Annotated in this window: 16 protein-coding genes and 1 pseudogene; 9 read left to right on the top strand and 8 right to left on the bottom strand. The window is 40.2% G+C overall.

Features of this window, described 5'->3' with window-relative positions; translation table 11 throughout:
* Nucleotides 1–157: 157 nt before the first annotated feature.
* The gene (locus HMPREF0999_RS11330) at nt 158–385 is read left to right on the top strand and encodes a hypothetical protein (protein ID WP_010182987.1); all 228 of its coding nucleotides are present in this window, start codon (nt 158–160) and stop codon (nt 383–385) included.
* 77 nt (nt 386–462) lie between these two features.
* Entirely contained in the window at nt 463–714 is a 252-nt protein-coding gene (locus HMPREF0999_RS11325; protein ID WP_009017466.1) for a hypothetical protein, read from the top strand.
* Between the two features lie 61 nt (nt 715–775).
* Here HMPREF0999_RS11325 and HMPREF0999_RS11320 read toward each other — a convergent pair whose 3' ends face one another.
* Nucleotides 776–1,237 carry a type I restriction enzyme HsdR N-terminal domain-containing protein gene (locus HMPREF0999_RS11320; protein ID WP_005856901.1) on the bottom strand — a complete coding sequence of 154 codons (462 nt, stop codon included), beginning with the start codon at nt 1,235–1,237 and terminating at the stop codon, nt 776–778.
* Nucleotides 1,238–1,292: 55 nt separating this feature from the next.
* On the opposite strand from HMPREF0999_RS11320, the gene HMPREF0999_RS11315 reads away from it, so the two are divergent.
* The 5 genes from HMPREF0999_RS11315 to HMPREF0999_RS11295 all read left to right on the top strand — a co-directional run bounded on the left by HMPREF0999_RS11315 (nt 1,293) and on the right by HMPREF0999_RS11295 (nt 6,158).
* Entirely contained in the window at nt 1,293–2,069 is a 777-nt protein-coding gene (locus tag HMPREF0999_RS11315; RefSeq protein ID WP_005862265.1) for an AMP nucleosidase, read from the top strand.
* Nucleotides 2,070–2,088: 19 nt separating this feature from the next.
* Nucleotides 2,089–3,111 carry a DNA polymerase III subunit delta gene (gene holA, locus HMPREF0999_RS11310; protein WP_009275962.1) on the top strand — a complete coding sequence of 341 codons (1,023 nt, stop codon included), beginning with the start codon at nt 2,089–2,091 and terminating at the stop codon, nt 3,109–3,111.
* 841 nt (nt 3,112–3,952) lie between these two features.
* Complete coding sequence (locus HMPREF0999_RS11305) at nt 3,953–4,402, top strand: helix-turn-helix domain-containing protein (protein WP_009275960.1); 450 nt, start codon at nt 3,953–3,955, stop codon at nt 4,400–4,402.
* 65 nt (nt 4,403–4,467) lie between these two features.
* Nucleotides 4,468–5,253 carry a dihydroorotate dehydrogenase electron transfer subunit gene (locus tag HMPREF0999_RS11300; RefSeq protein ID WP_005856914.1) on the top strand — a complete coding sequence of 262 codons (786 nt, stop codon included), beginning with the start codon at nt 4,468–4,470 and terminating at the stop codon, nt 5,251–5,253.
* Entirely contained in the window at nt 5,241–6,158 is a 918-nt protein-coding gene (locus HMPREF0999_RS11295) for a dihydroorotate dehydrogenase (RefSeq protein WP_009275959.1), read from the top strand. The genes HMPREF0999_RS11300 and HMPREF0999_RS11295 overlap by 13 nt, the downstream gene beginning before the upstream one ends.
* Before the next feature lie 130 nt (nt 6,159–6,288).
* Here HMPREF0999_RS11295 and HMPREF0999_RS11290 read toward each other — a convergent pair whose 3' ends face one another.
* Entirely contained in the window at nt 6,289–7,575 is a 1,287-nt protein-coding gene (locus HMPREF0999_RS11290) for an acetylxylan esterase (protein ID WP_009275958.1), read from the bottom strand.
* 253 nt (nt 7,576–7,828) lie between these two features.
* On the opposite strand from HMPREF0999_RS11290, the pseudogene HMPREF0999_RS11285 reads away from it, so the two are divergent.
* A pseudogene (locus tag HMPREF0999_RS11285) lies at nt 7,829–8,538 on the top strand (formyltetrahydrofolate deformylase).
* 113 nt (nt 8,539–8,651) lie between these two features.
* Here HMPREF0999_RS11285 and HMPREF0999_RS11280 read toward each other — a convergent pair.
* The 4 genes from HMPREF0999_RS11280 to HMPREF0999_RS11265 form a co-directional block, all read right to left on the bottom strand.
* On the bottom strand, nt 8,652–9,413 hold the full coding sequence (locus HMPREF0999_RS11280; protein ID WP_009275955.1) for an exodeoxyribonuclease III: 762 nt from the start codon (nt 9,411–9,413) through the stop codon (nt 8,652–8,654).
* 133 nt (nt 9,414–9,546) lie between these two features.
* Nucleotides 9,547–10,800: a DUF4934 domain-containing protein gene (locus tag HMPREF0999_RS11275; RefSeq protein WP_009275954.1), complete on the bottom strand. Its 1,254-nt coding sequence runs from the start codon at nt 10,798–10,800 to the stop codon at nt 9,547–9,549.
* An 11-nt stretch (nt 10,801–10,811) separates the two neighbouring features.
* Nucleotides 10,812–11,690 (bottom strand): slipin family protein, encoded by an 879-nt coding sequence (locus tag HMPREF0999_RS11270; protein WP_009275953.1) that lies wholly within the window; start codon nt 11,688–11,690, stop codon nt 10,812–10,814.
* Nucleotides 11,680–12,075 carry a GntR family transcriptional regulator gene (locus HMPREF0999_RS11265; RefSeq protein ID WP_009275952.1) on the bottom strand — a complete coding sequence of 132 codons (396 nt, stop codon included), beginning with the start codon at nt 12,073–12,075 and terminating at the stop codon, nt 11,680–11,682. The genes HMPREF0999_RS11270 and HMPREF0999_RS11265 overlap by 11 nt, the downstream gene beginning before the upstream one ends.
* A gap of 209 nt (nt 12,076–12,284) precedes the next feature.
* Between HMPREF0999_RS11265 and HMPREF0999_RS11260 the strand changes: the two genes are divergently transcribed.
* Nucleotides 12,285–12,989, top strand: coding sequence for an MgtC/SapB family protein (locus HMPREF0999_RS11260; RefSeq protein WP_009275951.1), 705 nt, complete (start codon nt 12,285–12,287; stop codon nt 12,987–12,989).
* Between the two features lie 9 nt (nt 12,990–12,998).
* Here the strand turns inward: HMPREF0999_RS11260 and HMPREF0999_RS11255 are convergent, their stop codons facing one another.
* Both HMPREF0999_RS11255 and HMPREF0999_RS11250 read right to left on the bottom strand, forming a co-directional pair.
* On the bottom strand, nt 12,999–13,469 hold the full coding sequence (locus HMPREF0999_RS11255; RefSeq protein ID WP_008772149.1) for a C-GCAxxG-C-C family protein: 471 nt from the start codon (nt 13,467–13,469) through the stop codon (nt 12,999–13,001).
* Nucleotides 13,456–13,761 (bottom strand): Dabb family protein, encoded by a 306-nt coding sequence (locus HMPREF0999_RS11250; protein WP_005856923.1) that lies wholly within the window; start codon nt 13,759–13,761, stop codon nt 13,456–13,458. The genes HMPREF0999_RS11255 and HMPREF0999_RS11250 overlap by 14 nt, the downstream gene beginning before the upstream one ends.
* Nucleotides 13,762–13,780 lie beyond the last annotated feature (19 nt).

Genomic DNA, 13,780 nt, shown 5'->3' with positions numbered 1-13,780 from the left:
GATATATACTGCATGTGTCATAGGATATATACTTCATTAACGAAATAAGTCGTACTTCTATGTCGGCACATTAAAAATGTAATTATTTTGAAATAATATGCAGCGTTTATCGTTTTATAAGCATCTAAGCTTATATAGTCATAAAAACAAGTTAGACATGAAGCCATTGATTTTATCTTTTTTTGCGGTTTTATTAGGATACTCATTCTTTTTCGATAAAGATGATGAAATAAAATTGCGTAATGTTGACCAGATATCGTTGGAATCTAATTCTACGATGCCTGAGAGGGGTGATTCTGTCACTTTGTATGCGAAAAGGCTCCCTAATACTCCGGAATATATTTTACGAATCGCAAAACCGGAGGATTATCTCTTTACGAAATAAAATTTTCGTGTTAAAATATTTGTTTATTTGACGAATATTGCTATGTTTGTGCCCATGTAACTTTTAATGCGTGGGATATGGATTTGAAATCTACTCAATATATAGAAAAAACAGGAAGTGTCGCAAAGGCATTCCTGTTTCTTTTTCTTCTCTTTCTATCAAGCATATATAATCTGTTTAAGTTTGCCAGCCTTGAAAATGAGGAGGTAGAAGTATCAGATATGGTGCTACCTTCTAAGACTTCCGGTGATGTCGAGTATATAGAACAAGATGACTTATCTGCAAGCTGTAAATTCCTGATCGATAGAACTACTCACTGGTTGGGCTGAGTAAGCCCTTATCTGATCCGTGCGAGTGCATAGAAGGATAAGGGGGACTTATTTTAGATAATTAAACGATTTTCTCCAATAGATTGTATTCCGGTATATCTTCGAGGAAAGCATACGTCTGTTTCTCATAGTCAATTTTGCAACAAAAATGACGGATGCCGTTGCTTACGGTTAAGTATTTTACGTGTAAGACCATGTTATAACGTACGATTTGATCGAATACAGCGCTTGTTATCTCGATATGTGGAGCTTTATATTCAATAATCATTAGAGGTGCTAGAAACCGATTGTATGCAACGGTATCGCATCGTTTGGATGTTCCGTTTAGTTTCACCGCTACTTCATTCGCTAAAAGTTCTTGAGGATAGTTTTTTTCCGTGACCAAATAGTTCACGAAATGTTGTCGTACCCATTCCTCTGGCGTTAATGCGACAAATTTTCGGCGTACAGGATCCCAAATAGAAGGCTTTCCTGCTTTCTCCGTAACTTTGACTGAGAATTTTGGTAGATTTAATGGGAGCATTTGCTATATTTGCTATTTATATTCTAACTAAAATGCACCTCAAAGGTAGTTATTTATGAGAACAAAACAAGAAATCGTAGAAAATTGGCTGCCTCGTTATACCGAGCGAAAGCTAGAAGACTTCACTAAGCACATATTACTCACTAACTTTACTAAATATGTCGAGATATTTGCGGATCATTTTAATGTCCCGATTTTGGGATTGAAAAGTTCGATGCCCAATGCCTCGGCAGAAGGGATTACCATTATCAATTTTGGGATGGGAAGTGCGAACGCTGCTACAATCATGGATTTATTATCAGCAGTCATGCCCAAAGCGGTGCTTTTCCTCGGTAAATGTGGAGGATTAAAAAGAGCGAATGTATTAGGGGATTATGTATTGCCAATAGCGGCGATCCGAGGTGAGGGAACGTCGAATGAGTATTTACCACCTGAGGTACCTTCATTGCCCGCTTTTTCAATGCTTCGTGCCATTTCTTCCGCCATACGTGATCATGGAAAAGATTATTGGACAGGTACGATTTACACGACAAATCGCAGGGTTTGGGAATACGATAATGATTTCAAGGAATATCTTCGTAGTACGCATGCCACTGGTATCGATATGGAAACCGCAACCTTGCTTACTGCCGGTTTCGCTAACCAAATACCTACGGGTGCATTGTTGATGATATCGGATAAACCGATGGAAGAAGATGGTGTAAAAACAGAAGCGAGTGACCGGAAGGTAACTCAACAATTTGTAGGAGAACAGGTAATGTTGGGAGTTGAAGCTCTTCAACAGATTTTGGATGGTAAGAAAACCATCCGTCATATCCGTTTTAGTTGGTAATAGCGAAACCTCATAATTTATGGCAAAAAAAGAAATTACTTTCGAGGAGATTTGTAGGGATATAACAGCAAGGAAGTTTCAGCCTGTTTATGTGTTAATGGGCGAAGAGCCTTTCTTCATCGATCAAATAACAGATTTGTTATTAAAAAGCGTATTAGAGGAATCTGAGAGAGATTTCAATCAGATTATTCTATACGGCGCAGATACAGATGCCATTTCTATTATCAATGCGGCACGTCGTTTTCCGATGATGTCCGAATATCAATTGATAGTTGTTCGAGAGGCTCAATTAGTGAGAGATATAGAGTTGCTGAGCAGTTATGTGAAGAATCCTTTATCATCAACTATTTTGGTCATAAATTACAAATATAAGACTTTAGATCGTCGTCGTGCGTTAGCGGCCGCAACCGATAAAAACGGTATTTTATATGAGTCAAAAAAGATTCCGGATTATAAAATGCCGAGTTTTATCACCTCTTTGATGCAACAGCGTTCTATCGGTATCGATCCAAAAGCCGCTCAAATGCTCTCAGATTTCCTTGGAAACGATTTAAACCGTCTCAATAAGGAATTAGATAAGCTGGCAATTATCTTGGCTGAAAAGGCCTCAAAACGCATCACACCGGAATTGATCGAGCAAAATATAGGGATTAGTAAAGAATACAATAACTTTGAGCTGATAAAGGCACTTGCCATGAAGGATATATTAAAGGCTAACCGGATCGCTCAGTATTTTGAGAAAAACCCTAAAAGTAATCCGATACAGATGACACTTCCTGTATTATTTAACTATTTCTCAAACTTGCTGATTTGTTATTATTCAAAGGATCGATCGGAATCAGGATTGATGACCGCACTTGGTTTACGGGGAACTTATCAAGTAAAGGACTATCTTTTGGGGATGAAAAATTATCCAGCGATGAAAGTTTTTAATTTGATCAGCGATATCCGAATGACTGACGCAAGATCTAAGGGAGTGGAAAACTCTTCAGCGACAGATGCAGATTTACTAAAAGAATTACTTTACAAAATCTTACATTAAACAGAAATCATAGACTTAGTGCAGGCAAAAGGGCCTTTTTTCCTAGAATGATGAAAAAGTCAAACTGGAAAAAGAGGCCTTTTTGTTTATTTATCAATTAATTACGCATATTTTATCTCTCTGAGATTTTAAAATTTATTCAATCACGTACCTTCTTCCTCAAAAATTCCAAGAAATCCATACTTAAAGCTATAATCGGTATAGCTATAGATTGCCTTCATTATCCGTTAAAGGAAAAATAGACAAGTTGGCAGTAAAATAAATAGAGTAAAATTATATTGTATACAAATATAACCGAGGAATGGATGTTTACAATCATATATACAATAAAAGTATTTGAGTAGATTACAAATGTTGGTGATTTTTGTAATCATTATATAGGCGTTACAAATGTGTTGCGTTTACATTACTAATATAAATCATGGATTATTATATATTTCTTTATCCACGTAAGATTTGCTATAAATTATAAATAACCAGTTTTTTATATAGAAATATTGATTGTTTACATTAACTAAACATATTTTTCCGTCTACAAACGTATAAAAATCCCCTAACTATACATCATATGTATTATTATATTTACATATAGATCAGATATATATGCTATTTTCCTAAAGTTTTTCTAAATACTCTATACCTCCTTCTTGAACACGGTTTACAGTTCTACCCGTCACATATGTATCGGAATGACACATATGTATCAATTTAGTTTTATAAAAATAAATTGCATAAATGGAAATATTGATTTATCTTTGTATCCAGTTTACTTTATGGACATTTATCTTAGTAAACGGTCATAATGGCAGCATTCTAGTAAGAATTTAAGATATATATGAATATGAGAGATCGTATTTTAAAAATAATGGAACGTGAAGGACTTACCCCTTCTAAATTTGCCGAATCAATCGGTATACAGCGTTCGGCAATGTCACATATTATATCTGGTAGAAATAATCCGAGTTTGGATGTTCTGCTAAAAATACTGGAACGGTTCACTTATGTTGATTCTGACTGGCTATTGTTTGGCAAAGGCGAAATGATCCGAGAACATGTGTTAACTGAACCTAATTTGTTTACAAATATGCTTGAAAATCGTCCCAATGTACAAGTTGTTGCCGAAAATCGCAAGGAAATTGGGGTTGAGATACCTGTAAACATCCAAAAACAACCTGTTGTAGAGCAAGTTATATGCCAAGAAAAGCCTTCTAAAAATGTTAGTAAAATAATGATATTTTACTCCGACAATACGTTTGATACTTTCGTCCCTGAAAAAAACAAGAAAGACTAAGGTAAACTGTTCGGTATATACGTTATATTCATGTATCTTTGCGGATAAATTGAGTAATCGTGTATATGAAGAAGTACATCTTAGACATGAAGGTAACTGAAAACTGTCACCTTCATAAAAATTATTGCCTGCTAAAGTTAACCTCGGATGGGAATCTTCCAGAGATGCTTCCCGGACAATTTGTAGAGGTTCATGTAGAAAACTCTCCTACAACATTCTTACGTCGTCCGATTTCTGTCAACTATGTAGATAAGTCTAAAAATGAGTTGTGGTTATTGATTCAACTTGTTGGTGATGGCACGAGAAAAATGGCAGAATTCCGTCCCGGTGATATTGTAAACATAATGCTACCACTGGGTAATAGTTTTACAATTCCTTCCAAGGAACAGGAGAACAAAAGACTTTTGCTGATTGGTGGTGGTGTTGGAACCGCTCCGATGTTATATCTAGGAGCTTGTTTAAAAGAAGCCGGTTTTGAGCCTACTTTTCTACTTGGGGCTCGTTCTAAGGATGATGTATTGCAATTAGATGAATTCCAGAGATTTGGTAAGGTTTATATCACAACCGAAGATGGTTCGCTAGGCGAGAAAGGGTATGTGACTAACCATACGATCCTTAAAGAGGTTCGATTTGACCAGATTTATACTTGTGGTCCTAAACCAATGATGGTGGCGGTAGCGAAATACGCAGGTGCGGAAGCTATTTCTTGCGAGGTTTCTCTTGAGAACACGATGGCTTGTGGCATAGGTGCTTGTTTGTGCTGCGTAGAGAAAAACAAGGAAGGTCATAATGTGTGTGTATGTACAGAAGGTCCCGTATTTAATATTGAGAAATTGTCATGGCTGAATTAAATGTAAACATTGGGAATTTACCGTTGAAAAACCCGGTAATGACAGCATCCGGCACGTTCGGATATGGTATAGAATATGCTGATTTCATGGATATTTCACGTTTGGGGGGTATTTTCGTGAAAGGTACCACTATCCAACCTCGTGAAGGTAATGATTATCCAAGAATGGCGGAGACTCCTTCCGGAATGTTGAATGCCGTGGGGCTTCAGAATAAGGGCGCCGATTATTTCGCTGAGCATATTTATCCGGAGATCAAGGACATCAATACGAATATGATCGTAAACGTGAGTGGGTCTTCGGTTGAAACGTATGTCGAGTGTGCGGAAAAGATCGCAGAGTTAGATAGGATTCCCGCTATCGAACTGAACATTTCTTGTCCGAACGTAAAGCAAGGTGGTATGGCTTTCGGCGTTACTACGTGTGGTGCGGGGGAGGTTGTTAAGGCTGTTCGAAGGGTTTATCCAAAGACACTTATTGTAAAACTTTCTCCTAATGTAACTGATATTACAGAGATCGCTAAAGCTGTTGAAGCGGAGGGTGCGGATTCTGTTTCGTTAATTAATACGATGCTTGGAATGGCCATCGACGCAGAGAAACGTAAACCTATATTATCTACAATAACTGGAGGTCTTTCCGGGCCTTGCGTAAAACCTGTAGCTCTACGTATGGTATGGCAAACGTATCATGCGGTAAAGATTCCAATTATAGGTTTGGGAGGTATCTCAAACTGGAAAGATGCCGTAGAATTTATGTTGGCGGGCGCTACCGCTATCCAGATAGGAACCTATAATTTCGTGGATCCAACGGTCTCTATAAAAGTGATTGACGGGATGAATGATTATTGCGACCGGCATGGTTTTAAATCGGTAAAAGAATTGATTGGAGCGTTGGATATTTCCCGTTAATAAGAAACAGGAATAGAAGTCGTTTTTAGAGAAATATATGATGTAAAAAAAGAGCATTGTTTTAATCATAAAACAATGCTCTTTTTATTTTAAAACAATATACTTTTGTCGCTAAAACAGTATTGCTTTTTTACAAAATAATCCCTAATTGTTTCCACAACCAATTATTCCATTCGTCATATTGTTCCTGGTACCAATAATGTCCTGTCTCCAAATAAGGATGTAATTCTTTTGGGGAAGTTATACTATTATAGGCGGAATACATGGATGTTGGCGGGCAGACCTCATCATTATATCCCCAACTGAACCATCCCGGAATAGAGAGGCGGCGTGCGAAATTAACCACATCATAATAACGTGATACGTGTATTTCCTCTTTATTTGGAGAAGCCTGGTTATAAAAATAATGAGGCCATCCTCCGGCACGATGCTGTAGGAAGGCGGAATGATCGCACATGGCCGGATGAACGGCGGCGAAGAAAGTAACTTGCTTATGTAAGGCGGCTGTTATAACGGATAAAGCTCCCCCTTGGCTGGAACCGGTTACGCCGAGAGACTTGCCATTGTATTCCGGCAAACCGCATAGGAAATCGACCGCACGGATAGAGCCTAGTACGACCCGGTTGTAATAAAAAGCGTCTCGATTGTCATTATTCATTTTCCAATATTCCCATAAAGCGCCGTTGAAGAGCTTATCGTAATAATCCTGCGTCATGGTGACTGGAATGCCATGAATACCGATTTCCAAAGTGATCGCACCTTTCTCGGCGGTTGTCACATCCCCATAATACGGACGGATTCCTGCGCCGGGCACACGTAGCAACGCCGGATATTTTCCCTCTTTTTTCGGCATACAAAGAATGCCATAGGTACGTGATCCGGGACGAACATTCTGGAAACTAACATGATATACGTTGACTGTTTCGGTGCAACGCTCCGGAAGCAGCACCATGGTTGGTCGCAAGGGAGTGCGACGGGCTTTCTCTATTGCGGCTATCCAATAAGCGTCAAAGTCGGAAGGATTCTCGGCCGTAGGAAGGATTTGCTCCGGTCTGTAGGCGGCGTTCGCTAGTCCTTCGTAGGTATTGCCATTTACATGGGCTTTTACTTTACAACGATAGAAGCCGGGGTGTTTCATACGCCCTTTTACGGTTAGCTTTCCTTCTTTCAGCAGGACATTTTCCTTGGTTTCTTCCGGGTACATTTCCGGCCCGAGAGAATAGTCGATCGTTACGTCTTTCAATAGATTCTGGGCCGTATAAACTTGAATCGTGAAAGAACAAGGCTCATTTAGATCATAAGTCCAATCCGCATGATCCGGCGAAACGACGACACGGATCTCATTGCCTCTGACTTGAGAGTTTGCGCAATATACGCATGCGAATAATGCGAAAATACAAATTAGTAGTTGTCTCATATATAAATAATTAAATAATAGAATCTTAGGTATATATGGTTCTTAAGCGAGTGCAATGTTAAAGAAAAAGTTTGATTTTATTGTTATGTCCCGGTTATTTTTTAGCCGTAAAGAGTTGATCTTGAATACACTAATATTTAGCAAATCCCTTTTCTATTAAACTTTTTGCTATTATTTATTTGCGATTAATAATAATATGCTACATTTGCGATTTCAATTTGATGATTTAGGTTAACAAATAAGAGTATCTGATATGAGTACAGCAAAACTACTGTTGCATTGCCCCGATACGCCGGGTATTTTGGCGGATGTAACGAATTTTTTTACCGTAAATAAAGGTAATATCATTTATTTGGATCAGTATGTAGACCATGTGGAGAATATCTTTTTATGCGGATCGAGTGGGAGCTAAAGGATTTGCTGGCACGCTATACGGCGGGAGAATGGAACGTGGAGATTCCTTTGATTATCAGCAACCATAAGGACTTGGCGCATGTAGCCGAGCGATTCAGCATCCCCTTCTATCATTTCCCGATCACGAAAGAGACGAAAGAGGAGCAAGAACAAAAGGAACTGGCTTTGCTGGCGGAGCACAAGGTAAACTTTATCGTGCTGGCACGTTATATGCAAGTGATTTCAGAACAAATGATTAACGAGTATCCGAACCGCATCATAAATATCCATCACTCTTTCCTTCCGGCTTTCGTGGGGGCAAAACCGTATCATGCGGCTTTTGAGCGGGGCGTGAAGATCATCGGTGCTACCAGTCATTACGTTACGACCGAGTTGGATGCCGGCCCGATCATCGAGCAAGATGTCGTACGTATCACGCATAAGGACACGATCAGCGAGTTGGTGAATAAAGGAAAAGACTTGGAGAAGATCGTTTTATCCCGTGCCGTACAAAAACATATCGAGCGGAAGATACTGGCCTATAAGAATAAGACTGTCATTTTTAGCTGATAGACACGAAGCGTAATATATTAATTTACAGCATATTGCTCTGCAAATCCTTTTTCTCCTATTGGCAGAGCTCTGCCATTAGGGTGGCAAAGGGCCCTGTCTGCCGAGTCTGATTATTTTACTTCTAGCACCGCCGGGCAATGATCTGAATGTACGGCATCATTTAATATGTAAGCCGCTTTCACCCTAGACTTCATCGCTTCGCTAACCATGCAATAATCAATACGCCATCCCTTATTTTTCGCCCTGGAATTAAAACGATAACTCCACCACGTATATTCTTGTTTCTCCGGATTCAGCAAACGGAAAGTATCGATAAAGCCTGCCGATAAGAAACGTGTCATCCATTCCCGTTCCTCTGGAAGGAAACCGCTGTTCTTGGCGTTCCGGATCGGATCATGGATATCTATCGGCTCGTGGCAAATATTATAATCGCCGCATAATATCAGGTTCGGACGGGATTTTTGTAACTCAACTACATATTTCTGGAAATCTTCCAGCCATACCATCTTGAAATCCTGTCGTTCGTCCCCGCTAGTTCCGGAAGGATGATAAACGCTGACGACAGACAGATCCCCGAAATCCGCACGGATAAAACGGCCCTCGTTGTCGTACCGCTCGATTCCCATTCCATACTCGACATGATCCGGCTCCTGTTTCGTGAGAATGGCCACGCCACTATATCCTTTCTTCTGTGCGCTGAACAGATAGGACTTGTATCCCAACGCCTCGAAAGTCTCGGCCGGAAACTGATCCGGTTGTAATTTCGTCTCTTGGATACATAACACGTCCGGTTGCTCTTGCGCCAACCATTCGGGCAAGCCTTTACCTACGGCGGCCCTTAAACCATTGGTATTGTATGTTATTATTTTCAACTTCTGAAGATTTAGTTATATTTGAATTTATTGGATTATTCTCTATTCCGTCACGAAGATAAAAAAAGAGAACTGAATTCAATCAATGATGCAAGAAAAAATATGAATCTCATGTCACTTCGGATGATATTAATCACTCCATCAATATTACGACCGGGTTATCTTCTTCCGTCAACTTCTTGAGAGCTTTTATCTCCTCCGGCCAATCCTCTTGCCCGGTATGCTTCTCAAACCATTCCAAGATCTTTCCCGCTGGAACAAGCTGAGCGAATTCGCCCGAAGGTGTGGCGAAAGTAGGCTGTAAAGGTAAGAAACCATTCAGATCATCATGTATTCCCTCCTTGAAAGGGGCGACTTTCACATCTCCGTTTATTTTGTCATAGATAGCGTTATAAACTTTCCATTGTTCCTGATGGTGTAAATTCACTACGAATCGAAGCCAAAGTATGCGATCACTCTCACACACGTCCAAAGGGTAAAAGGCTTGATCTTTCTCCGGATTATACCGATCTTTCCGGTCCCAACGCATCGTCCCAAAGTCAAAACGCTTCACGGGGGTCAATCCTGTTGTTTCCACTTGATAAATCGTGTCATTGAACGTCTCACGGAAAAACAAATCCTTTCCTTTATGCCAAAAGATTTGTTCCGAGGGAACCAGGCAATTTTGACGACCATCTTTAAAAGTTATATAAATTACATCATATCCCGTTTCTGTATGCTGATGTATATTCATCTCCAGAATATCTGTCATAGCTCCCGACAGAGGGCTATGCGGCTCTCCATGCGACGGAAATGAGGCTAACAGCGTGGTATCACGAAAAAGGATGATCCGATCCGGCTTGTCTTCGGTGGCGGGTAAATGCTCTACCAGTATATCCTTGTCCAAATAATCGTATGTATCTACGCCATAAATACCATTGGTCACCTCCAGATCTTGTTGATCACCCACGAAATTCCCATCCTTGTCATAAACGACGGACCGGCCATTCCCTGCCGGGAAATAAACATGTCCGGCTGCGGCATTCATCCAGCCGAAAAGCGACTGGCTACCTTCCGGATCATTCCCGATATGTCCGATCGAGCTAACGAAGCGACCTGTAGCTTTATCAAATGACAAACATTGTTTTTGATTGGAGGATACGATCAACCGATCGCCGGAAATCCAGACTACAGGATCGCTTCCAACCAAGGCATGGTCATTAGTCTCCAAAGGCACGTAACGTATTTTCCGAAAATAATCCGAAGCCTTCAATGTCGTTGGATGTAGATAAGCCGCTTCGATTGGAATCACTTCCAATCCTTCTGTTTTCTTAGTCTGCCCGCATGAAAAGAAAACACTCAAAAACAGGACGGATAAGCCTATGAAAGGTTTTATTTGTAGTATCATAGTATTATATTTTATAAATCATCTTGTACTTTGGATAAAGATGCGAGTCCTCCAATCGCCCCAAGGTTCATCGTTTCTAATGCGGAACTTGGTACTATTACCATTGATCCCTTTTCTTTTAGACCTTCAAAAAGCATATTCATACCCCGTAGGTGAAGAGCGACAGGGTTATTTCTGTATTCTTTACTGGCTTGCGCGAATTTTTCCGCGATTTCTGTTTCCGCGGTTCCCAGGATAACTCTCGCCCTCCTTTCACGCTCAGCTTGCGCCTCCTTGCTCATCGCTTCCGCCAAATCTACAGGAATCGCAATATCTTTAATACCAACAGTCTGGCATGTAATGCCCCAAGGGTTCGTATTTTGATCCAAAAGGATTTGTAAATCTTCCGCTATTTTATCTCGTTCTTGTAAAAGAGTTGACAACTCGTGTTTTCCTATGGTGTCTCGTAAGCCTGTCTGAGCAATATGCTCGATGGCTTCTTGATAATCTTGTACTTCCAATACCGCTTTTTCTACATCCCAAACGGTCCAATATACCACGGCATCTACATTTACGGGAACTGTATCTTTTGTTAAAGTTTGCTCTGCTTTAAAAGAACTCACCCTTACCCGTTGATCCACATAGGCTGATACGCTATCAATAATAGGTAATATGAAGAATACGCCTGGTCCCTTTAATCCCTGAAATTTTCCCATGCGTAAAACTACCGCATGTTCCCATTGATCTGCGATTCGCATAGATACAGACAATAATCCTAATGCAACCATAAAAATGATAGACAACTCTATCCTATGAAGCGCAAACAAAGCGAGTGATAAAATAATGGCTAATAGCATAACAGAAACTGATATCGGATTAGCCCAACCTTTTGTTTTTAAATTACTTTTCATGGTGGTATTTATTTAAGATTTCACATTTAGACAATTCCGCTTTTATCTCTTCAATCGTAAAGCCATAAGTTGATGCCAGTATTGAGAACTGAGTACATATATCTTTTAGCTTTTTATTCCTCTCTTTTTCCAGAAGAATGGAATCAACCTGATTGATGAATGTCCCAGAACCTTGTTGAGTTGTTAGAACATCCCTTATCTCTAATTCTTTATAAGCTTTTGATACAGTATTTAAATTTACCTTCAATTCTACGGCAAGAGCTCTTACTGTAGGCAATTGCTCGCCCAGCTTCAGTTGGCCGGATGCTATCCCAAATAGAATCTGATCTATTATTTGGCGATAAATAGGCACTCCATTAGAGTAATCTAAAACAAACTTAATCATATTGTACTATTTGTATAGCACAAATATACAATTAGGGAGGATGAAAAACAATAGTGATTTGTCTTTTTAACAATATATATAGTTTGCGACTCGGTATTGTTAATTAAATAAAAAGCGAAGGGAGGCTAAGAAGCTGTTTGTTTTTTAACTAAATATGGGCAATAAAGTATTACATTTGCACCAAACCAAATAAAAGGATACCAAAGGCTATGCTAGAACACTTGAATGAGATTTTAGACAGTACTCAGATTACTACTTCCACCGCCGCCGTGCGGTTGGCGATCAGTTTTGTGCTGGGCGCCATTATCGGGGCTGAACGGCAATTTCGCCGCAGGGACGCTGGTATGCGAACCTTTACCTTGATCTGTATGGGATCTGCCGCCGCCATGTTGATATCTATCTGGATACCACAAACCTATCCGAATTTCTTGAATGGAGATCCGGGGCGTATCGCCGCCCAAGTCCTTACAGGTATTGGTTTCTTGGGAGCAGGAGCTATTATTCAAAGTCATGGAAGCGTGCATGGACTCACTACGGCGGCTTGTATTTGGGTAATGGCTGTAGTAGGTTTGGCCGCTGGTGCCGGTATGTTCTTGGCCGCTTCTATCACTACGGCATTTACCTTGTTCGTATTGGTTTCTTTAGAAAGGCTGGAGCGACGTATGTATTTGGATGGTGTTAATAAAATACTTACGATAAATTGCTCAACCTCGACTCCCGATCTTAAAGGTATCCGGAAAATCTTGGAAAATAGGAGCATATTTATCGTAAGTCTTTCTTATGAGCATAATTACGACAAGAATACGTCGACAATTACCTATAAAGTCAATGTGAAATCCAAGTCCTCTTACAGTGAGTTATTCACTGAGATTCGAAAACTTGGTTACATTTCACAAATACGTCTTCTAGCTTGACAATGCCGTTTATTCAAGTTCACCCTTTAGCATATGCCCGGCGATACGAGCCGCTTCCTCAACGTATTTACCGCAAGGACGTTTGGCATAATACTGTTGTGTGCGTGCGGAAGGAGCGGGATTCGTCGATGTCTCTTCCGGAGGAAGAAGGCTACGGCAAATGATCGTCCCATGTTTCTCCTTGAATAAAGCCGCCATTTTTTGTACCATGCCATAGTTGCGGGCACGCGCCTCTTGATCTAGCGGATCAAATACCGGATACTTAAATCCGGCTAACATCGCCATTGCGTTTACGGTACCACAAACCTCACGCATGCGTCCGACACCTCCTCCAAAAGATACAGACATCTTTTTCGCCAGCTCTAAATCCAACTCGAAGACATCCGAATAAGCGAGGAATACTGATTGAGCGCAATTATATCCGGACTCGAAGTTGTGGACCGCTTGGTTCACACGCTCCTCTATATCAAAGGATTTCATAGTCAACACAAGCTCTGTCCGCCTTTACCGGGCCAATAATTCCTTTAGCGACCGCTACATGTTCCGGATGATTAGCGTACGTATTTACATCTTCCAAGGTAGGTAATTCAGTAGTTAAAATAATATCCCAAGTCTCCGCCGGATTACAATTAAAATCTACACGGATCATTTTCAATACGTCTATCTTATTGATTAAGGCTTCCAGCTTATCCTTAATTTCTTGCATTTTGGCTTGCTTCTCAGCCGGAGTTTGAAACTCCTTCAACTTAAACATTACAATATGTCTGATCATAATCGCTATACGTTAATTA

Origin of the sequence: Parabacteroides sp. D25 (genome assembly GCF_000307475.1) — a bacterium.
Classification (GTDB): domain Bacteria; phylum Bacteroidota; class Bacteroidia; order Bacteroidales; family Tannerellaceae; genus Parabacteroides; species Parabacteroides distasonis.
This window is presented reverse-complemented; position numbering and strand designations above follow the sequence as displayed.

Coding starts and splice junctions, on each gene's coding strand:
- HMPREF0999_RS11330 (WP_010182987.1), top strand. CDS start 158: ATGAAGCCATTGATTTTATCTTTTTTTGCGGTTTTATTAGGATACTCA.
- HMPREF0999_RS11325 (WP_009017466.1), top strand. CDS start 463: ATGGATTTGAAATCTACTCAATATATAGAAAAAACAGGAAGTGTCGCA.
- HMPREF0999_RS11320 (WP_005856901.1), bottom strand. CDS start 1,237: ATGCTCCCATTAAATCTACCAAAATTCTCAGTCAAAGTTACGGAGAAA.
- HMPREF0999_RS11315 (WP_005862265.1), top strand. CDS start 1,293: ATGAGAACAAAACAAGAAATCGTAGAAAATTGGCTGCCTCGTTATACC.
- holA (WP_009275962.1), top strand. CDS start 2,089: ATGGCAAAAAAAGAAATTACTTTCGAGGAGATTTGTAGGGATATAACA.
- HMPREF0999_RS11305 (WP_009275960.1), top strand. CDS start 3,953: ATGAGAGATCGTATTTTAAAAATAATGGAACGTGAAGGACTTACCCCT.
- HMPREF0999_RS11300 (WP_005856914.1), top strand. CDS start 4,468: ATGAAGAAGTACATCTTAGACATGAAGGTAACTGAAAACTGTCACCTT.
- HMPREF0999_RS11295 (WP_009275959.1), top strand. CDS start 5,241: ATGGCTGAATTAAATGTAAACATTGGGAATTTACCGTTGAAAAACCCG.
- HMPREF0999_RS11290 (WP_009275958.1), bottom strand. CDS start 7,575: ATGAGACAACTACTAATTTGTATTTTCGCATTATTCGCATGCGTATAT.
- HMPREF0999_RS11275 (WP_009275954.1), bottom strand. CDS start 10,800: ATGATACTACAAATAAAACCTTTCATAGGCTTATCCGTCCTGTTTTTG.
- HMPREF0999_RS11270 (WP_009275953.1), bottom strand. CDS start 11,690: ATGAAAAGTAATTTAAAAACAAAAGGTTGGGCTAATCCGATATCAGTT.
- HMPREF0999_RS11265 (WP_009275952.1), bottom strand. CDS start 12,075: ATGATTAAGTTTGTTTTAGATTACTCTAATGGAGTGCCTATTTATCGC.
- HMPREF0999_RS11260 (WP_009275951.1), top strand. CDS start 12,285: ATGCTAGAACACTTGAATGAGATTTTAGACAGTACTCAGATTACTACT.
- HMPREF0999_RS11255 (WP_008772149.1), bottom strand. CDS start 13,469: ATGAAATCCTTTGATATAGAGGAGCGTGTGAACCAAGCGGTCCACAAC.
- HMPREF0999_RS11250 (WP_005856923.1), bottom strand. CDS start 13,761: ATGATCAGACATATTGTAATGTTTAAGTTGAAGGAGTTTCAAACTCCG.